The sequence below is a fragment of the Amycolatopsis sulphurea genome, from assembly GCF_002564045.1.
Lineage (GTDB): Bacteria > Actinomycetota > Actinomycetes > Mycobacteriales > Pseudonocardiaceae > Amycolatopsis > Amycolatopsis sulphurea.
The window spans coordinates 1,449,823-1,468,710 of record NZ_PDJK01000002.1; the positions used below are offsets into that span (position 1 = coordinate 1,449,823).

Annotated in this window: 17 protein-coding genes; 12 read left to right on the forward strand and 5 right to left on the reverse strand. The window is 69.3% G+C overall.

Annotation, left to right across the window (positions count from 1 at the left end; all coding sequences use genetic code 11):
- Positions 1-109: 109 nt before the first annotated feature.
- Together ATK36_RS12665 and ATK36_RS12670 are read left to right on the forward strand one after the other, a co-directional pair.
- Entirely contained in the window at positions 110-1,762 is a 1,653-nt protein-coding gene (locus ATK36_RS12665) for a serine/threonine-protein kinase (RefSeq protein ID WP_098511484.1), read from the forward strand.
- A 13-nt stretch (positions 1,763-1,775) separates the two neighbouring features.
- The gene (locus tag ATK36_RS12670; protein WP_098511485.1) at positions 1,776-2,936 is read left to right on the forward strand and encodes a serine/threonine-protein kinase; all 1,161 of its coding nucleotides are present in this window, start codon (positions 1,776-1,778) and stop codon (positions 2,934-2,936) included.
- Between the two features lie 8 nt (positions 2,937-2,944).
- On the opposite strand, the gene ATK36_RS12675 is transcribed toward ATK36_RS12670, so the two are convergent.
- Positions 2,945-3,847, reverse strand: coding sequence for a LysR family transcriptional regulator (locus ATK36_RS12675; RefSeq protein WP_098511487.1), 903 nt, complete (start codon positions 3,845-3,847; stop codon positions 2,945-2,947).
- Positions 3,848-3,948: 101 nt separating this feature from the next.
- Here ATK36_RS12675 and ATK36_RS12680 point away from each other — a divergent pair, with 101 nt between their 5' ends.
- Positions 3,949-4,863, forward strand: a complete 915-nt coding sequence (locus ATK36_RS12680; RefSeq protein ID WP_098511489.1) for a DMT family transporter — start codon at positions 3,949-3,951, stop codon at positions 4,861-4,863.
- Positions 4,864-4,867: 4 nt separating this feature from the next.
- Here the strand turns inward: ATK36_RS12680 and ATK36_RS12685 are convergent, their stop codons facing one another.
- Together ATK36_RS12685 and ATK36_RS12690 are read right to left on the reverse strand one after the other, a co-directional pair.
- Positions 4,868-5,536, reverse strand: a complete 669-nt coding sequence (locus ATK36_RS12685; RefSeq protein WP_098511490.1) for a response regulator — start codon at positions 5,534-5,536, stop codon at positions 4,868-4,870.
- 40 nt (positions 5,537-5,576) lie between these two features.
- Positions 5,577-6,929 (reverse strand): PspC domain-containing protein, encoded by a 1,353-nt coding sequence (locus ATK36_RS12690; protein WP_386999999.1) that lies wholly within the window; start codon positions 6,927-6,929, stop codon positions 5,577-5,579.
- A gap of 148 nt (positions 6,930-7,077) precedes the next feature.
- Here ATK36_RS12690 and ATK36_RS12695 point away from each other — a divergent pair, with 148 nt between their 5' ends.
- The 5 genes from ATK36_RS12695 (at position 7,078) to ATK36_RS12715 (ending at position 11,642) form a co-directional block, all read left to right on the forward strand.
- Positions 7,078-7,563 carry a hypothetical protein gene (locus tag ATK36_RS12695; RefSeq protein WP_098511492.1) on the forward strand — a complete coding sequence of 162 codons (486 nt, stop codon included), beginning with the start codon at positions 7,078-7,080 and terminating at the stop codon, positions 7,561-7,563.
- Between the two features lie 167 nt (positions 7,564-7,730).
- Complete coding sequence (locus ATK36_RS12700) at positions 7,731-8,111, forward strand: hypothetical protein (protein WP_098511493.1); 381 nt, start codon at positions 7,731-7,733, stop codon at positions 8,109-8,111.
- 150 nt (positions 8,112-8,261) lie between these two features.
- Positions 8,262-9,722 (forward strand): hypothetical protein, encoded by a 1,461-nt coding sequence (locus ATK36_RS12705; RefSeq protein ID WP_098511495.1) that lies wholly within the window; start codon positions 8,262-8,264, stop codon positions 9,720-9,722.
- A gap of 431 nt (positions 9,723-10,153) precedes the next feature.
- Positions 10,154-11,428, forward strand: a complete 1,275-nt coding sequence (locus ATK36_RS12710; RefSeq protein ID WP_245914676.1) for a PspC domain-containing protein — start codon at positions 10,154-10,156, stop codon at positions 11,426-11,428.
- On the forward strand, positions 11,421-11,642 hold the full coding sequence (locus tag ATK36_RS12715; RefSeq protein ID WP_098511498.1) for a hypothetical protein: 222 nt from the start codon (positions 11,421-11,423) through the stop codon (positions 11,640-11,642). Before ATK36_RS12710 ends, ATK36_RS12715 begins: the two co-directional genes overlap by 8 nt.
- 67 nt (positions 11,643-11,709) lie before the next feature.
- On the opposite strand, the gene guaA is transcribed toward ATK36_RS12715, so the two are convergent.
- On the reverse strand, positions 11,710-13,266 hold the full coding sequence (guaA, locus tag ATK36_RS12720) for a glutamine-hydrolyzing GMP synthase (RefSeq protein WP_098511500.1): 1,557 nt from the start codon (positions 13,264-13,266) through the stop codon (positions 11,710-11,712).
- A 120-nt stretch (positions 13,267-13,386) separates the two neighbouring features.
- Here guaA and ATK36_RS12725 point away from each other — a divergent pair, with 120 nt between their 5' ends.
- From ATK36_RS12725 to ATK36_RS12735, 3 genes are all read left to right on the forward strand, one after another.
- A complete protein-coding gene (locus tag ATK36_RS12725) occupies positions 13,387-13,935 on the forward strand; it encodes a DinB family protein (RefSeq protein WP_098511502.1) in 549 nt (182 codons plus the stop codon).
- 125 nt (positions 13,936-14,060) lie between these two features.
- Positions 14,061-15,095, forward strand: coding sequence for a zinc-binding dehydrogenase (locus tag ATK36_RS12730; protein ID WP_098514847.1), 1,035 nt, complete (start codon positions 14,061-14,063; stop codon positions 15,093-15,095).
- Between the two features lie 43 nt (positions 15,096-15,138).
- Positions 15,139-16,584 carry an aldehyde dehydrogenase family protein gene (locus tag ATK36_RS12735; protein ID WP_098511504.1) on the forward strand — a complete coding sequence of 482 codons (1,446 nt, stop codon included), beginning with the start codon at positions 15,139-15,141 and terminating at the stop codon, positions 16,582-16,584.
- A 62-nt stretch (positions 16,585-16,646) separates the two neighbouring features.
- Here ATK36_RS12735 and ATK36_RS12740 read toward each other — a convergent pair whose 3' ends face one another.
- Positions 16,647-18,353 carry a GMC family oxidoreductase gene (locus ATK36_RS12740; RefSeq protein WP_098511505.1) on the reverse strand — a complete coding sequence of 569 codons (1,707 nt, stop codon included), beginning with the start codon at positions 18,351-18,353 and terminating at the stop codon, positions 16,647-16,649.
- 141 nt (positions 18,354-18,494) lie between these two features.
- Between ATK36_RS12740 and ATK36_RS12745 the strand changes: the two genes are divergently transcribed.
- Positions 18,495-18,803: a hypothetical protein gene (locus tag ATK36_RS12745; protein WP_141544424.1), complete on the forward strand. Its 309-nt coding sequence runs from the start codon at positions 18,495-18,497 to the stop codon at positions 18,801-18,803.
- The last annotated feature ends 85 nt before the right edge of the window (positions 18,804-18,888 follow it).

An 18,888-nucleotide genomic window follows, 5' to 3' on the forward strand; every position in this document is an offset into this window, starting at 1 on the left:
GGGCCGGTCTCGGTAAACTGCGCACGCGGCCCAACTCCGGTGCCTACGCTCCGGTGCGACGGCGGGTCCGTGCCCGTTGTGCGAAGTCGGAGCCCCAAAGGGAGGTCGCGTGAGCGACGAGGGTCGTCTGGTCGCCGGCCGGTACCGCGTGGCCGGGAAAATCGGCGCAGGCGCGATGGGGGCCGTATGGCAGGCCCACGACGAGATACTCGGCCGCACGGTCGCCATCAAGCAGATGCTGCTCCAGCCGGGTCTCGACCAGCACGAGGCGGAGGACGCCCGGCAGCGCACCATGCGCGAGGGCCGGATCGCCGCGCGCCTGCACCACCCGAACGCGATCACCGTGTTCGACGTGGTCACCGACGACAACGGCCAGCCCTGCCTGATCATGGAGTACCTCGCGTCCACCAGCCTGGCGCAGGTGCTGCAGGAGCACGGCACGCTGCCGCCGCTGGAGGTCGCCCGGATCGGTGCGCAGGTGGCCGCGGCGCTGCGCGAGGCGCACGCGGTCGGCATCGTGCACCGCGACATCAAGCCGGGCAACATCCTGCTCGCCGAGAACGGCACGGTGAAGATCACCGACTTCGGCATCTCGCGGGCCAAGGACGACGTCACGGTCACCAAGACCGGGATGATCGCCGGTACCCCGGCCTACCTGGCACCCGAGGTGGCCATCGGCCACGACCCGGGCCCGGAGTCGGACGTGTTCTCGCTCGGCTCCACGCTGTATGCCGCGTGTGAGGGCCAGCCACCGTTCGGGCTGTCGGAGAACACCCTGAGCCTGCTGCACGCGGTCGCCGCCGGGCAGATCATCCCGCCCCGGCGATCCGGCCCGATGGCCAGTGTGCTCGCCGTGCTGCTGCATCCGGAGACCCAGTACCGGCCCACTGCCGACGAGTGTGAGGAGCTGCTCGCCGCGGTCGCCCGTGGCGAGACCCCGCTCGGCGGGCCGGCGGACGGGACCGTGGTCGCGCCGTCGTCCGGCGGGGCCGGTGTGCTCGGCGCGGCCGCCGCGGGTGCGGTGGCCGGCGGGCTGGCCGGTGCCGCGGCCGGCCGGCTCTTCGACGACCAGCCCCACTCCGGCACCCTGGGCGGCTCCGGCGCGCCCCAGCAGTACTACCAGGACGACTACTCGCCCGCGTCCGGCTACCCCGAACACGATTACGACGGGTACGGCTACCCGCAGGACGAGTACGCCCAGGACCCGTATCAGCAGCAGACCCAGGCCTACGCCGCCGAGCCCGGTCGCGGTGGCATGGACGCCACCAAGGCCGTGCCGCTCGGATACGAGGACGATCCATACCACGACGAGCCGCCGCCCCCGGCACGGGCGCAGACCGGCCCGGAGGACGAGCATGACGAAGAGCGCTCCGGGGCCTGGAAGAAGCCGGCGCTGATCGGCGGTGTGGTGGTGGTCGCACTGGTCGGGCTCGGCGTGTGGCTGCTCAGCCCCAACAACCCCCCGGACGCCTCCAACCAGCCTGCTCCGGTGGCTACTTCGTCGGCCGTCACGACGACCTCGGAATCGGTACCTTCGAGCCAGGGAGCAACCAGCAACGCCCCGCCGGCGTCTTCTCAGAAGAAGATCTCGGAAAACGAGCCGACGTCGGTGCACCAGAGCACCCGGCGAAACGTTCCGGCCGAGGACGCCCCGACCAAGCCGCCGAAGACGACGGCCCCCGAGACGAGCGAAACAAAGTCGACCAAGACCTCCACGACGACCTCCGACTCGTCCGGCGGGACCACGTCGCAGAATCCATGATCCAGGGACAGAATTGAGTTCAGAAGGCAGCATCGTCGGCGGCCGGTACCGGCTCGACCAGCCGATCGGCCGCGGCCGCGCGGGCATCGTGTGGCTCGCGTTCGATACGCGGTTGTTCCGCACGGTCGCGATGAAGCGCATGTACCTGCCGGTCGGGCTGCCGCCCGAGCGGGCCGGGCAGGCCCGTTCGATGGCGATGGAAGAGGGCAAGGCAGCGGCCCGGATCGAGCACCCCTGCGCGATCACGGTGTACGACGTGCTGCCCGACGGCGCGGATGTGTGGCTGGTGATGGAGTACATCCCGTCCCGCGGGATGTCGGTCTTCCTGACCGAGTACGGCGCGCTGTCCGCCGAACAGGCGGCGGCGCTGGGCATCCTGCTCGGCGACGCGATGGCCACCATTCACGCGGCCGGCATCGTGCACCGCACGCTGGAACCGGGCACGGTGCTGCTGGCCGACGACGGTGGCGTCAAGCTCACCGACATCGGCATCACCGGCGGCGGCCCGCACGCGGCGTACCGGGCGCCCGAGGTCACCCGTGGCGGGCCTCCTTCGCCGGCCGCGGACGTGTTCTCGCTGGGCGCGACGCTGTACACCGCGGTGGAAGGCGTGCCGCCGTTCGGCGAGGACGGCGCTGCTGCCGAACGGCCACCGCTGAACGCGGGCGTGCTGACCGGCGCGTTGCAGAAGATGCTCCGCAGCGACCCGACGATCCGGCCGACGATGGCCGACACCGTCAGCGCGCTGAAGGCGATCACCGAAGGGCAGGAGCGGACCGCGTTCGTCCCGCCGACCGCGCCCGCGATGCCGACCATGCCGGTCGCCTGGATGGCGCAGCAGCCGGGTGGCGGACCTCCCGGCCAGCAGGCCCCGCTGAGCCCGCAGGCACAGCCGACTCAGCAGATTCAGCCGGCGCAGCAGCCCAGGCCACTCATGCAGCTGCCGGTCCAGCAGGTACCGACGGCTCCCGCGCCGCCGCAACCGATGCAGCCGATGATGCAGTCGCCCGCTCAGCCGACCGCGCGGTATCAGCCCACCCCCGAGCAGCGGGCAGCCGCCGCGCAAGCCGCGCGGGAGAAGGCCGCGGCCCGGCGGCGGATGATCCTCACCGTCGCCGCGGTGCTCTGCGCGGTGCTGATCGGCATCGGCGTGGCCGAGCTGCTGTTCATCTGACACGGGCATTAGGCGACGTCCGCGACCGCTTTCTGCATCGCGGCGATCAGCGTGCGCACGGCCGGGCTGCCGGCCATCCGCCGGGCCACCGCGGCGTGGATGGCCCGGCTCGGCTGCGGATTGCGGACCCGGCGCACCACGACCCCCGGATGCGGGGTGCCGAGACCGAGCGCGGGCACCAGTCCGACGCCCAGCCCGGCCGCGATGAACCCTTGTGCGGTCGGGTAATCCTCGGACTCGACCACGATGTTGGGGTGAAAACCGGCCGACGCGCAGGCGCCCGCCAGGATCGCCCGGCAGGCACCCGGCAGCGGGTCGATGCCCACCCAGGGCTCGTCGCCGAGTTCGGCCAGGTCCAGCACGCGTTTGCGGGCCAGCGGGTGGGCACGCGGAAGCACCGCGCAGTACGGATCGTCGAGCAGGTGCACCAGCTCGATCCCCTCGGCAGGCCGGGCGGACCGCGGGACGACCACGATCGCCACGTCCGCGCGGCCTTCCTCGACCTCGGGCAGCGGGTCGAGCGGCTCCATCAGCTTGAGGTCGAGCCACACGCCGGGGTGGTCCCGGCGGACCGCCGCGACGGCCTGCGGCACCATCGACGCGCCCGCGGTGGCGAAGTAGCGGATGGCGAGCTTGCCGGTGCGGCCTTCCTTCAGCTCGGTGAGCGCCGTCTCGGCCCGCGCCAGCTCGGCGCTGAGCGCTTCGGCGTGGCCGGACAGCAGTGTGCCCGCCGGGGTGGGCCGGACACCACGGCCGACGCGTTCCAGCAACGGCGTGCCCGCCTCGCGTTCGAGGACGGCCAGCTGCTGGCTGATCGCCGAAGGCGTGTACCCGAGATTCCGCGCCGCGGCGGTGATCGAACCGCTCGTGATCACCGACCGGAGCACTTGCATGCGCCGTACGTCGAGCATGGCCGAATAGTACAGCTGTGCTTAATCGTCCCTGCAGTTATTTTCGCTTGTTCTTACGTCTCATCGCGGTGAAGCTGGCTGTCGGAGACGAAGGAGGCACGGTGGGCGAGACCAAGACGTTGCTGCGGATCGCGGCGCTCGCGGTGATGTGGGGGTCGAGTTTCTTCTGGATCAAGCTGGGACTCGCCGCGTTCTCACCAGTACAGCTGGTGCTCGCCCGGCTGACGCTGGGTGCGGTGGTCCTGCTGGCGCTGTGCCTGCTCGGACGGCGCCGGTTGCCCGCGGACCGCCGGGTCTGGGGCCACCTGGCGGTCGCCGCGTTCTTCCACAACGCCTTGCCGTTCCTGCTCTTCGCCATCGGGGAGACCACAGTGGACTCCGGCATCACCGGCGTGCTGAACTCCACGACCCCGCTGTGGGTACTGGTGGTCGCGCCGTTCCTCGGTGTGCCGAACCGGATGACCGCGACCCGCGTGACCGGGCTCGTCGTCGGGCTCGCCGGGATCCTGCTGATCTTCGCGCCGTGGCAGGCCTCCGGTCTGCTCAGCTGGGGCTCGCTGGCCTGTATGACGGCCGCGGCCAGCTATGGGTTCGCCTTCGTCTACGAGGGCCGCTATCTGTCCAGCACCGGTCTCTCGCCCTACGCGCTTTCAGGCGGACAAATGCTGCTGGCGACCGGATTCCTCCTGCTCGTGATGCCGTTCGGCGGGTTGACGCCAGTGCACCTGAGCCCGCTGGCGGTGAGCGCGGTGCTGGTGCTCGGCGTCGGCTCGACGGGGATCGCGTTCGCGCTGAACTACCAGCTGCTGGCCAGCGAGGGCGCGGTGGCTGCGTCTGTGGTCGGGTACCTGCTGCCGGTGGTGTCCGTGCTGCTGGGCGCGGTGTTCCTGCACGAACAGCTGAGCGTCCGGGTGATCCTGGGCATGGTCGTGGTCCTCGGCGGCGTCGCGCTCACCCGGCTGCAGCGCAAGCCCGCAGCCGTCGCGGAACCGGCGCCGGTGGCGGAACGGGTCTGACGCTTCAGACCAGACGGCGGTCGGAGGCCCAGCGGGACAGCTCGTAGCGGTTGGACAGCTGGGTCTTGCGCAGGACGCTGGACACGTGCGTCTCCACCGTCTTCACGGAGATGAACAGCTCGGAGGCGATCTCCTTGTACGCGTAGCCACGCGCCAGCAGACGGAGGACGTCGCGTTCGCGGGGCGTGAGCAGGTCCAGCTCGGGGTCGTTGATCGGCGCGGAGCCGGGACGGTCGGCGAAGGCGTCGAGGACGAAGCCCGCCAGCCGCGGGGAGAACACCGCGTCGCCGTCGGCCACCCGGACCACCGCGCGCACAAGCTCCTTCGAGGAGATCGTCTTGGTGACGTAGCCGCGCGCGCCGGCGCGGATCACCGCGATCACGTCCTCCGCGGCGTCGGACACCGACAGCGCGAGGAACACCACGTCCGGCAGCTCCGGGCGGACCCGGCGGAGCACTTCCGCGCCACCGCCGTCGGGCATGTGCACGTCCAGGAGGACCACCTGGGGCCGGGCCCGGGCGATCCCGGCGACCGCTTCGGCCACCGAGCCCGCCTCACCGACCACCTGCACCTCGTCGGTGATCGAATCCAGCTCCGTGCGCACTCCGGCACGGAACAACGCGTGGTCGTCCACGAGGAAGACCTTGACCGGCTCCCGCTGGCTCTCCGTCACGACTGCACTCCCTCACTCGCCTGCCTCGAGCATAGCCAGGTCAGGCCGCGGTCTTGCCCGCTTTGACCGGCATGGCGAGCTGGACCTCGGTCCCCTCGCCCGGCGCGGTGCGCAGTTTGCACGTCCCACCATGGCGTTCCATCCGGCCGCGGATCGAATCGGCCAGCCCGTGCCGGTCGCCCGGCACCAGGTCCGGGTCGAAGCCCTTGCCGCGGTCCCGCACGAACACGGTCACCGCCGTGGGCTCGACCTCGGCGAACACACTCACCTCGTCGACCCCGGCGTGCTTGGCCGCGTTCACGATCGCCTCGCGCGCGGCCTGCACCAGCGCGGTGAGCGATTCGTTCAGCTCTACGTCACCGACCACGACCTGGCCGACCGAGATGGCGAACTGGTCCTCGACCTCGCCGCACGCGGTGGCCAGCACCTCGGACAGCTGGCGGGCGCCTTCTTCCTCTTCCTTGGTCGGTTTCTCGCTGGGCTTGCCGTACCCGTCGGGTCCGTACAGCCAGCCGCGCAGCTCCCGCTCCTGCCCGCGGGCCAGCCGGGCGACCTCGCTCGGCTGATCGGCCTGCCGCTGGATGAGCGCGAGCGTCTGCAGCACCGAATCGTGCAGGTGCGCGGCGATCTCCGCACGCTCGTCGGTGCGGATCCGCGCCCGGCGCTCGTCGCCGAGATCACGGACCAGCCGCAACCAGAACGGCACGGTCAGCACGGCGACCCCGAACAGCGTCGCGAACACCGCAATCAGGGCGAACTTCACCTGGTCGAAGCTGCCGCTCTGGAACACCGTCACGCCGATGCCGGTGATCACGAGCGCGGCCCCGGCAAGGATGCGGATGATCGCGGAAAGCCGCCCGCCTTCGCCGACCAGCGCCCCCGCCACCCCGTCGCGGGCGCCCCGCCACCGCCGTCGCTGCGACTCGTCGGCCTCGCGCCAGACCACCCCCGCCCCGATCACGGCGAGCGCCAGCGGAACCACGACCCAGCCCCGGATGGCCCCGGTGAGCGTGCCGCTGGCGATGGCGAGCCCGACGCCGAGCGCGATCAGCCCGTAAGCCTGCTGGCGTTCCTTGGGGTTCGGCTGCGTCTCCGGCTCGTCGTCCCGCTGCGGCACGAACACCCAGAGCAGCCCGTAGGCGAGCAACCCGGCCCCGTTGAGCGCCGACAGCAGCGCGAAGGCAGTCCGGACCCAGACCACCGGCACGCAGAGATGCTCCGCCAGCCCACCGGCGACCCCGGCCACCGCCCGCCCGGACCGCTGCCGGTGCATCCGCGGACGCTCCGGCTCGGCCCCGGTCACTTCTCCCGAACCGGACCGGACCGGCAGCACCCCGCCTGCGGCCTCCGTACCCCGCCGTACCGGGGCGCCGATGTCGAGAAAATCCTGCACAGATCCATCGTCACACGGCACGGCGAAGCGGACATCGGGGAAACCCCTGATCATCGGATCGGTCATAGTTCTGCTGACAGGCCGAGGCGGCCCCCAGTAACTTGTACGAGCAGAGAGCGAGCGATCACGGGATGCAGGGGTGAGGGGTATGGCGGCCGGGGCACACTTCGGACCGGAAGACTCGTCCGAGCCGACGGGTTCACCGGACCCGGCCGGACTCGACCTGACGCATGTGCTCGATCCCACCGCAGCCCGGCAGATGGTGACCGCCGGCCAAGAACTACGGAATCAGGCCGCCTCCGGGAACCTGAAGATCGATGAAGCGGGTTTTCAGGCGCTGCTCAAGGTGTGCGATGACTTCCTCTACGGGTACGTCGCCCAGCGACGAGACTTGATCAACTTGATTCGAACGGCCCGCATGGGGTCATCCGACTACGCCCGCCAAGTCGCCGGCTTCAACGTCAAAGTAGCCGACGGGGACCCGCAATCCCTGCTCCCCAATCTCGAACTTTTGCAGGAAAGTTTCCTGCAGTTCCGTCAAGCCCTGGTAATCGCACAGAAGAATTATCACGAGACCGAGAGTTCGCACCGCGAAACCGTCAATCGGCTAGGCAAGGAACTGAACGATAAGTGACCAGCGCAAAGACGAAGCGGGCCGTAGCGACGCTCGGAGTAGCAGTAGTACTTCTGGCCGGATGCGACAGTTCCGTCAGCGGGTCACCACATCCTGACCCTTCAGCCAGCCCGGCACCGTCAGCCGGCTCAGACTCAAACCCGTTCGCAAATATGAACCAGTGCGTTATGCTGGACGAACTTCTCGCCGGGCAAGGATTCCCGAAGGCCAGTCCAAGTATCGCCGATCCGAAACACGCATGCGGAACAACCAAGCCCTCCACCATCACTATCCTCGCACTGGACGTCGGACTGAATCTCCAGGCCGGCCGAGACTACCGAGAAAACATCCGCGATCCAAAAACGGCACGAACCGGCGATGTCAACGGCCGACCCGCCATCGAAGAACCGGCACCGCTCGGTTCACCGGGCCAATGCAGCATCTTGATGTCCGTCAAGCCGAATTCTCGGGCAATCCTGGACGTCACCTCCGGATCCGACACGAAAGCGGCTTGCAGCACTGCCCGGGAACTCGCCACGAAGTTCGAACCCAAGCTCCCCCAAGGCTGATCACCGGACAGCCTGAACCGTCGGCAAGATCGAAGCACACCGCTTGATCAGCTTGAATCGATGACAGCGGCAACCGGTCACCGCTAGAATGGCCGTCGGCCACGGAGAGTACTCAGCGAGTGCGATCCCCGAGGACACGGAGCAGGACTCATGGATGGGCAGCGCGCCACGTATCGCCAGTACGAAGGCGACTACTACAGCGATACCCGCACAGAACTCTCCAAGCAGGCGGCGCCCGGCCGGTTCGGCATCGAGGACCAGCACAACGTCCAGGACGGCGTCGACGCCCGAACGCAGCAAGCGGCCTCGAACTACTCGGTGACGCAGGGTCAGCACCTGCTGGAAGACCAGGCACTCCGAGGCGATGCCCCGGCGCCGGACGCCAACTACGCGTCCCACGACCATCAAGACTTGTACACCATGGTCCACACCAACATGGACCCGACAGACCTCGACGCCAAGGGACGAGTCGCGAACGCACTCGGCAACTGGCTCGCCGAAATCTCCAACTCGATCTCTGTTGTCACACAGACCTCCGGAGCATCCTGGCAAGGTGCTGCCGCCGACCAGGCACACAGCTTCTTCCAGCAGACAGCGAGTTACGCCGCACAAACGGCCAATGCGGCTCAGCTCAATTCAAACCGATACTCCCAGCAGTCGGCCGCCGCCGACTACGCGCAGAAGAACATGCCCGAACCGACCGGCTTCAATCAGCAGGCCGAGCTGAACAAGGTCACGCAGCAGCTCAACGGGGGCGATCCGCTGACCGCCGCGGTCACGATGAACCAGCTCAGCCAGAAGCAGCAGCAGGCGGACGCCGCACACCAGCAGGCGGTGCAGGTGATGCACGGGCTCGACAACGCCTACCACGAGACGTCGACCACCCAGCCGACCTACTCCCCGCCCCCTCGGCTGAACGGCGACAGCACGCACGCCAGCAGCGCCGCCCCCGTCACCGCGCCCGGCGGGCCGGTTTCGAGCGGTCCCTACTCCGGTCCCGGCGGAAATGGCTCCTCCACTGTGGTACCTCCCGCCGGCAGCACGGGCAACGCCCCATTCACCCCGCCGCCCCCTGTTTCCGGCAGCGGCGGCGCGCCCCTCCCCGGCCCTGGCATCAGCACTGGCGCCGGATCGTTCAACAACCCGGCCAACACCGCCCCCGGTTTCCGCGGCCCGACCGGCCCCGGCGGCATCGGCGGCCGCCTCTCCCCCGACGCGCTCAGCATGGGCGGCGGAGGCAACGTCGGCAATGCGGGCGAGAACACCCCACGCAGCCGCCCCGGTATCGGCACCGGCCGCTCCGGCGGAGGCAACGCGGGCAGCCGTCTGTCCGGTGGCGGCGGTGCCGGCGGCACGCCCAGCGAGCGAGAGGGCGGAGGCAAGGGCAAAGCGGGCAACCTCGAACGCGGCGCCAAGTCCGCGGCTGAAGCCTCGAAGAACGGTAAGCCCGGCGTTGCCGGCGGGGCCACCGGCAACGGGAGGAAAAAGGAAGAGGACCAGGAACACAAGAACAAGATCCCGGCCCAGCTCGACCCGGACGAGGTGTTCGAAGTCCACCCCGAGCGTGGTCCGGACGGGGAGAAGATCACCCCACCGGTGATCGGCGGCTGAGAGTGACGGACAAGCACGCTGCTCCTGCCGCCGCAGGCTTGAGTTACTAGTCCGACCAAAGGTAGGCCGACCCCCCACCCGGCACGTAACCGTTGCTACGAAGCCATGAGGCCGTGACTGTGGTCGGATTGGTAATGATCGGCACAGTATCAACCAGCTCGAGACTCTGCGCACCCCTGGAAGTTTGCGACAGCCGGCAAACAGTCCTGAAATTCGAAAGCAGCCCGCACGGGGAAATCGAGCAAACACCAAGCTTGAGAATTCCAGAGACCTGCCCGACCCCGACCGCGGGTGTTTGTCGCCGGTTGATCAGGCGCTCGTAGACCTCAGCCCTGGCACCGAACCAACGCCCCCTGCCCCGGACCACCTCCGGGGAAACTCAGGGACCATCCCCGATGCGTCGCCCCGCTGGGTCCCGCATGCTCTTCGGTATGAGTGCTGTGTCCAGGGGGAATCCGCTGAACGGGTTCGAGGAGACCGTCAAGGACTTCTGGGATAGCCGGCCGCGGCGCCCGCAGTCCGGGCGGAAGGTGGCCGGGGTGGCGGCCGGTCTGGGGAATCGGTACGGCATCGATCCCGTCGTCATCCGGGTGGCGCTGGTCGCGGGCACGGTGTTCGGGGGGTTCGGGCTGGCCTTCTACCTGCTGGGCTGGCTGCTGTTCCCGGCGGAGGGGGACGAGGTCTCGGGAATCGAGGCGCTCGCCGGGCGGGGACGCTCCAGTATGTCGAAGGGCTTCGCCCTGGTGCTGGCCATTGTGCTGCTCCCAGTGCTCGGCTTGACGTTCACGGGGGGCTGGTTCGACGGCGGGGGGCTGATCGGGCTGGCCCTGCTCTCTCTTGGTCTTTACCTCCTGCACCGCAGCCGCGGGCAGGACAATCGCCCGGTTCCGGTCGCCGCGTTCGCGGCGGGGCCGGCCGAGGCCGGAACCGGAGCGTTCACCATGAGCAGCGACGCGACCACGTCCGCCACTCCGGCCGCGGGACCGGGCTGGGATCCGCTGGCCGCCGATCCGGCGGGCTGGGATCTGCCCACGCCGGGCATGCCCGTCCCGCCGGTGCCGCCCGAGCCGGAGTACGAACCGCAGCCGCGGCGGCGGAATTCGAAGATCGGGCTGGCGGTGTTCGGGCTCGCGGTGATCGTGGCCGGGACCGGGGTGGCGCTGAACCTCAACGGTGTGGCGTGGTTCTCGCTGCAGCACATCGTCGGGATGGTGCTCGCGGTGCTCGGGGTGGGCATGGTGGCGGGCGCGTTCGTCCGCGGCTCGCGGGGGCTGGTCGGGCTGGCCGTGCCGCTGTCGATCGTCGGCATGCTGCTCACCACGAGTACTTTCGGCGATCTCGACCTCCGGGGCGGGGTCGGCGACCTGAGCGCCACGCCGCGTTCGGTGGCCGAGCTTCAGCCGGAGTATCACCACGCGGCCGGGCAACTCAACCTCGACCTGACTCAGCTGCCGCCCACCGGCCCGATCACCACCACCGTCAACAACGGCGCCGGCGATACCACCATCGTGGTGCCGGCGAACGCGGACGTGACCTACAGCTGCGAAACCAGCGCAGGCAGCGTCAACTGCTTCAACCGCTCGTCCGACGGCGTCGGCCAGCCCCCGCTGACGGGCACCGACAACGGAGAAGACGGTGTCGGCGGCCAGCAGATCACGCTTCACGTCACGAACGGCGTGGGCACAGTGGAGGTGCACCGTGGCTGAGAACTACGACGAGCCGAAGGCCCCGGCCCGCCGCCGCGGAGTGGACGTGTTCACCCTCGTCGCCGGGATCGCGACCCTGCTGGTCTCCGGCTACGTGCTCAGCGACGGCACGAGCTGGCTGCCGTCGTTCGACTTCCGCTGGATCGTCGCGGGCGGCGCGGTGTTCATCGGGCTGCTGATGCTCGTCGCGTCGTTCGGCAAACGGCGGCGCTGACCCGAAAGCCGTGAAGGGGCCCTTCACGGACTCTGAGTCCGTGAAGGGCCCCTTCACAGCGTGTGGCCTACTCCCACTCGATGGTGCCCGGCGGCTTGCTCGTCACGTCCAGGACGACGCGGTTGACCTCGGGCACCTCGTTGGTGATCCGGGTCGAGATCCGCTCCAGCACCTCGTACGGCAGGCGGGTCCAGTCCGCGGTCATGGCGTCCTCCGAGGACACCGGGCGCAGCACGATCGGGTGACCGTAAGTCCGGCCGTCGCCCTGCACGCCGACGCTGCGCACGTCCGCCAGCAGCACCACCGGGCACTGCCAGATCTCCTGGTCCAGCCCGGCCGCGGTGAGCTCCTCGCGGGCGATCGCGTCCGCCGTCCTGAGGATCTCCAGGCTCTGCTGATTCACCTCGCCGATGATCCGGATACCCAGCCCGGGGCCGGGGAACGGCTGACGGCCCACGATCGTCGCGGGCAGCCCCAGTTCGAGCCCGACGCGGCGGACCTCGTCCTTGAACAGCAGCCGCAGCGGCTCGACCAGTTCGAACTGCAGGTCGTCCGGCAGGCCGCCGACGTTGTGGTGGCTCTTGATGTTCGCGGTGCCCTCGCCGCCGCCGGACTCCACCACGTCCGGGTAGAGCGTGCCCTGCACCAGGAACTTGTAGTCGCCCTGTGCCTTGAGGTCGCGCTCGGCCTGCTCGAACACCCGGATGAACTCGCGCCCGATGATCTTGCGCTTCTCCTCCGGGTCGGTGACCCCGGCCAGCGCGTCGAGGAACCGCTCCCGCGCGTCCACGGTCACCAGATTGACCCCGGTGGCACTCACGAAGTCGCGCTCCACCTGCGTCCGCTCCCCCGCGCGCAGCAGGCCGTGGTCGACGAACACGCAGGTCAGCCGGTCCCCGATGGCGCGTTGCACGAGGGCGCCGGCGACCGCCGAATCGACCCCGCCGGACAGCCCGCAGATCGCCCGCCCGTCGCCGATCTGCTCGGCGATCCGCCGCACCTGATCGTCCACAATGGACGAAGTGGTCCACTGCGGACGGATACCGGCGATGTCGTGCAGGAACCGGCGCAGCACCTCCTGCCCGTGCGGCGAATGCGCCACTTCCGGGTGATATTGCACGCCGGCGAAGCGCCGTTCGACGTCTTCGAAGCCGGCCACCGCCGCACCGTCCGACGAGGCCGTGACAACCGAGCCCGCGGGCGCTTCGGTGACGCTGTCGTTGTGACTCATCCACGCCGTCTGGTGCGCGGGAAGCCCGGCGTGCAGCACGCCGCCCTCGCCGATGGTCCGTACGTCGGTGCGGCCGAACTCGCGTACGCCGGTCGGCTCGACGACCCCGCCGAGCGTCTTCGCGAGCAACTGGTGGCCGTAGCAGATGCCGAGAATGGGTACGCCCGCTTCGACCAGCTTCGAGTCCATCCCGGGGGCGCCCTCGGCGTACACGCTGGACGGGCCGCCGGAGAGGATGATCGCCGCCGGGTTCTTGGCCAGCAGCTCGTCGGCGGTCGAGGTGGACGGCACGACTTCGGAGTAGACCTGCGCCTCACGCACCCGACGCGCGATCAGCTGGGCGTACTGCGCCCCGAAGTCCATGACGAGTACCGGGCCGGTGGGAGTGGCCAACTGACGACCTCCAGGCGAATGAGCACGTTGACCTCCATCGTCCCAGGTGGGCCGGGTCACGTCGGCGCTGGCCCCGGAACGAGGACCGCGCCTGACCGCGATCAAGCCTACCGTGCCGGTATGACTGTCGATTGGACCACCGAATTGCACGATCAGCTCGACTGGCACTGGCAGCACCACGTGCGTTCGAGGCTGGACGGGATCACCGACGAGGAGTACTTCTGGCAGCCCGTGCCGGACTGCTGGACCATCCGCCCGCGCACGGAGAATCCGGACGGCCCGGGATCAGGCGATTTCACCGTCGACTTCGCCTTCCCCGAACCGACGCCGCCCCCAGTGACCACGATCGCGTGGCGGCTGTCGCACATCATCATCGGCGTAGTCGGGATGCGGGCGGCGTCGCATTTCGGCGGCCCGCCGATGAGCTATGACACCTTCCCGTACGCAGGTACAGCTGCCGAAGCGCTGAAGCAACTCGACGACGCGTACGCGAACTGGATCGAGGGCGTACGCGGGCTCGACGCCGAAGGGCTCGCAAGACCGTGCGGCCCGGCCGAAGGGCCGTACGCAGATGCGCCGCTCGCGGCGTTGATCCTGCACATCAATCGGGAGGCGATCCATCACTCGGCCGAAGTACTTCTGCTGCGCGACCTCTACCGGAACCGCTGAGCGCAGGCGCGCTGAAGAGCCCGGACGTCGGTCACTTTCCCCGGTCAAAGATGCGTCACGGGGAATGAATCCCCACGCTCATGACTCACAACCAGGTGGGGGCGACCGATCTGGAAAGGACCTTCATGCGAGCGACACTCATCTACGGAGCGGGCGACGTCCGAGTGGAGACCGTGCCGGACCCGAAGCTGGCAGAGCCCACGGACGCCGTGGTCAGGGTCGTGCGCGCGTGCGTCTGCGGCAGCGATCTGTGGCCTTACGCCAGCCTGCCCGCCCGCGAGCACGGCAGGCCGATCGGGCACGAGTTCCTCGGCGTCGTCGAGGAGACCGGCGCGGATGTGACCGGTGTACGCAAGGGCGACTTGGTCGTCGCGCCGTTCAAGTACTCCGACGGCACCTGCGAGTTCTGTCAGGAAGGCCTGCAGACGTCGTGTCTGCACGGCGGCAACTGGGGCGAGCCGGGCGTCGACGGTGGTCAGGGCGAGGCCGTACGCGTGCCACAGGCAGACGGCACGCTCGTACGGCTGCCACACACCGAGGACGAGGGGCTGCTTGCTTCGCTGCTCACGCTGTCCGACGTGTTCCCCACCGGGCACCATTCCGCCGTCACTGCGGGCGTCCGCAAGGGCAAGACCGTGACGGTGATCGGAGACGGCGCGGTAGGCCTCTCCGCCGTACTGGCCGCGAAGCGGCTTGGCGCCGAACAGATCGTCCTGATGGGGCGGCACCCAGCGCGCACCGAGCTCGGCCGCGAGTTCGGCGCTACGGACGTAGTCACCGAACGTGGCGAGGAAGGCATCGAGAAGGTCCGCGAGCTGACAGCCGGGCGGGGTACGCACACGGTGCTGGAATGCGTAGGCACGTTGCCCGCATTCGAGATGGGCCTCGGCGTCGTGCGGCCAGGTGGCGCGCTGAGCCGTGTAGGTGTGCCGCAGTACCCGGAGGGCCCGATCGGGCGACCGGTGTTCCTGAACAACATCACCATCACCGGTGGTGTGGCGCCGGCGCGGCACTACATCCCGGAACTGCTGCCGGACGTGCTCGAAGGCCGTTATCAGCCGGGCCGGGTGTTCGACCGGACTGTCGGTATCGAGGACGTCCCGGCCGGTTACCAGGCCATGGCCGACCGTGAGGCGCTGAAGGTGCTCGTGGCGTTCTGACGCCGACGTGCCACGGCCCGCGAGGCCGAATACCTTGGTGCGCATGGACACGATCACCCCACAGCCGCGGGCGGCATGGGTCGCCGGGAAGGCCGAGCAGGGCGCGAGCACGCTGGAGGTGCACCACCCGCTGGACGGCAGCGAGGTGGCGACCGTCGCGGTGCCCGGTCCGGAGCAGGTGGAGCGGGCGGTGGCCGCGGCGGCCGGCGTCGCCAAGGAATTCCGGCGCAGCCCGGCGCATCTGCGTGCCGGCGCGCTGGAGCACGTGTCCCGTGGGCTGGCGGCCCGCGCCGAGGAGATCGCCGAGGTGATCACCGCGGAGAACGGAAAGCCGCTCAAATGGGCCGAGGCCGAGGTAAACCGGGCGGTGTCGGTATTCCGGATCGCGGCCGAAGAGGCCCGCCGGTTCAGCGGAGAGGTGCAACGGCTCGACGCCGACCCGTCCGGAGACGCCCGGCTGGCGCTCACCCGACGAGTACCGCGCGGGCCGGTGCTCGGCATCGCCCCGTTCAACTTCCCGCTGAATCTGGTGGCGCACAAGGTCGCGCCGTCGCTCGCGGTCGGTGCGCCGATCATCGTGAAGCCCGCGCCGCGCACCCCGTTGTCCGCGCTCGTGCTCGGTGAACTGCTCGCCGAGACGGACCTGCCCGAGGGTGCGTTTTCCGTGCTACCGCTCGGCAACGAGGAAACCCAGGCGCTCGTCGCCGACCCACGGCTGCCGGTGGTCTCGTTCACGGGGTCCGGCCCGGTCGGCTGGTCCATCGCGGACGCCGCCCCGCGCAAGCATGTGGTGCTGGAGCTCGGTGGCAACGCGGCCGCGGTGGTCCTGCGCGACTGGCCGGATCCGGAGGGCGCCGCGCACCGGATCGCGACCTTCGGCAACTATCAGGCCGGGCAGTCCTGTATCGCGGTGCAGCGGGTGATCGTGGATTCGGCGATCGCCGACGAGTTCGTGCCCGCTCTGGTGGAGGCGGTCGAAGCGCAACACACCGGCGATCCGTACGATCGCAACACCGACGTAGGCCCGGTGGTCGACGAGGCCGCCGCGAAACGGATCATCGCGTGGGTCGAGGAAGCCGTCGCCGGGGGCGCTCGCGTGCTGACCGGAGGGACCCGTGAGGGCACGTCGGTCGCACCGACCGTGCTCGCCGACGTTCCGGCCGATGCGAAAGCGTGGGCGGAAGAGATCTTCGGACCGGTACTGGCAGTGTCCGTTGTGGACGGTGTGGACGAAGCTCTTGCCGCAGTGAACGATTCGGCCTACGGCTTGCAGGCCGGCGTGTTCACCAGCGACGTGCAGCTGGCTTTTCACGCCTCCGCGGAGCTGGAGGTGGGCGGCGTGATCATCGGCGACGTGCCGTCCTACCGCGCGGACCAGATGCCCTACGGCGGCGTGAAAGGCTCCGGAGTCGGCCGGGAAGGTGTGCTGGCCGCGATGCACGACCTCACCGAGGAACACGTCACCGTGTTCACCGGCGTGGAACTCTGAGTCTGTGAAGGGGCCCTTCACGGACTCAGAGTCCGTGAAGGGCCCCTTCACAGCCCGCGGTCTCAGCGTCGCAACGCGGCCGGCGCGGCCGAGGGCACGGCGGGGTTCTTCGGTGTCACCGGGTCCAGCCGCCGGTAGCCCTCGCTCTGCGACGGACGCCGATCCGGCTCGCCCTTGTTCGGCCACAACGAGAACGCGCGCTCGGCCTGTGCGGCGATGGTCAGCGAGGGGTTCACCCCGAGGTTCGCGGTGATCGCCGAACCGTCCACAACGGACAGCCCGGGATAGCCGAAGACGCGGTGGTAGGGATCGATCACCCCGGAGCCGGCACTGTCGCCGATCGGCACCCCGCCGATGAAATGCGCGGTCAGCGGGATGTCGAAGATCTCCCCCCAGGTACCACCCGCGATCCCGCCGATGTGCTCGGCGGCCCGTTCGTTCGCCTCGTGCCCGGCCCGGATGAAGCTCGGGTTCGGTTCGCCGTGACCCTGCCGGGAGGTGTACTTGCGCCTGCCGAACAGGCCGCGCCGGGTGTAGGTGGTGATGGAGTTGTCCAGGCTCTGCATCACCAGCAGGATCACCGTGCGCTCGCTCCAGCGATACGCGTTGAGCAGCTTCGCCGACTGCACCGGATGCTTGGCCAGGAACGTGACCGCCTGCCGCCAGCGGGGAATCTCCGACGAGCCGTCCGTGGCCACCGTCTGCAGCAGGCTCATCGCGTTGCTGCCCTTGCCGTACCGCACCGGCTCGATGTGCGTGTTGTCGTCCGGGTGAATCGACGAGGTGATCGCCACGCCACGGGAGAAGTCGCGGCTTTCGTCCACTGTGGCACGTCCGGCGCCGATGATGGCCTCGGAGTTGGTCCGGGTCAGCTCTCCCAGCCGGCGTGACAGCTTCGGCAGCACACCGGTGTCTTTCATGCGGTGCAACAGGTTCTGCGTTCCCCAGGTACCGGCGGCGAACACCACCTGGGCGGCGGTGACCGTGGTGCGGAAGCGCCGCGAGCGGGTACCGGTCTTCTGCAGGGTGACCTGATATCCCGCACCGTCCGGGCGCACCGAGGTGACCGTGGTGAGCGGGATGACCTTCGCGCCGCCCTTTTCCGCGAGGTACAGGTAATTCTTCACGAGCGTGTTCTTCGCCCCGACCCGGCAACCGGTCATGCACGAGCCACATTCCGTGCAGCCGACCCGATCCGGCCCCGCACCACCGAAGTACGGGTCGGCGACAGGCGCACCGGGCTTGCCGAAGTACACCCCGACCGGCGTCGGGTGGAACGACTCCGGCACTCCCATGTCCTGCGCGACCTGGCGCATCACCACGTCCGACGGCGTGATGGTCGGATTCGTGACCACGCCGAGCATCCGGCCGGCCTGGTCGTAGTGCGGCGCCAGCTCGGCTTCCCAGTCGGTGATGTGCGCCCATTGCCGGTCGGTGTAGAACGGCTTGAGCGGGCGGTACAACGTGTTCGCATACACCAGCGAACCGCCACCGACCCCCGCGCCGGCCAGCACCATCACGTTGTTGAGCAAGTGGATGCGCTGGATTCCGTAGCACCCCAGCTGCGGAGCCCACAGGTACCGTTTGAGGTCCCACGAGGTTTTCGCGAACTCGTCGTCGGCGAACCGCCGTCCGGCCTCGACCACCGCGACCCGGTAGCCCTTCTCGGTCAGCCGCAGCGCCGCGACGCTGCCCCCGAATCCGGAGCCCACCACGACGACGTCGTAGTCGGGTTCGGTCCGCCCGATGGTGGTGTTACTGGCAGTCACAGGTCGCAGCGTAACCCCGGTGAGCCCTCCTGACCAGAGGTAAGTTACCGACGGGTCACACCACTCCGCGTAGCCGGGGTGTGCTGCTCCCAGGAAAACCGCGTCCTGGTCGGCCCGGCTTTCCGGCCGAAGATCGGTGCTGTGAACACCAACGGGAAGACCTCGGAAGAGACCGTCGCGGCGGCGCACCTGCGCTGGTTGTGGGGCTGGGACCGGAACCCCGGCGACCCACAGTTCGACCTTCGGGCCGTCCAAGGCGAGTTCTACGACTGGCAGGACGAAGACCTGCTCCTTTACGACGACGCCGACCCGCAGCACCGGGTCGCACGCAGCGCCGAGGAGTACCGGTCGATGTGGGAACCGTCTTCAACGGGCTGGCAGCGGCCGACCACCGGCTCGCGGACGGCCCGCACACGCTGGTCTCCGGGGACCTCGCCGTCTCGCGGCTGATCTTCATCGCCCGGCTCGCCGCCGACGGCACCGTCACCGGCGTCCGGGCGACCAGTTCGCTGACCTGGCATCGGTCGGACGCGGG

Coding starts and splice junctions, on each gene's coding strand:
- ATK36_RS12675 (WP_098511487.1), bottom strand. CDS start 3,847: ATGCTCGACGTACGGCGCATGCAAGTGCTCCGGTCGGTGATCACGAGC.
- ATK36_RS12695 (WP_098511492.1), top strand. CDS start 7,078: ATGGCGGCCGGGGCACACTTCGGACCGGAAGACTCGTCCGAGCCGACG.
- ATK36_RS12700 (WP_098511493.1), top strand. CDS start 7,731: ATGCTGGACGAACTTCTCGCCGGGCAAGGATTCCCGAAGGCCAGTCCA.
- ATK36_RS12705 (WP_098511495.1), top strand. CDS start 8,262: ATGGATGGGCAGCGCGCCACGTATCGCCAGTACGAAGGCGACTACTAC.
- ATK36_RS12710 (WP_245914676.1), top strand. CDS start 10,154: ATGAGTGCTGTGTCCAGGGGGAATCCGCTGAACGGGTTCGAGGAGACC.
- ATK36_RS12725 (WP_098511502.1), top strand. CDS start 13,387: ATGACTGTCGATTGGACCACCGAATTGCACGATCAGCTCGACTGGCAC.
- ATK36_RS12730 (WP_098514847.1), top strand. CDS start 14,061: ATGCGAGCGACACTCATCTACGGAGCGGGCGACGTCCGAGTGGAGACC.
- ATK36_RS12735 (WP_098511504.1), top strand. CDS start 15,139: ATGGACACGATCACCCCACAGCCGCGGGCGGCATGGGTCGCCGGGAAG.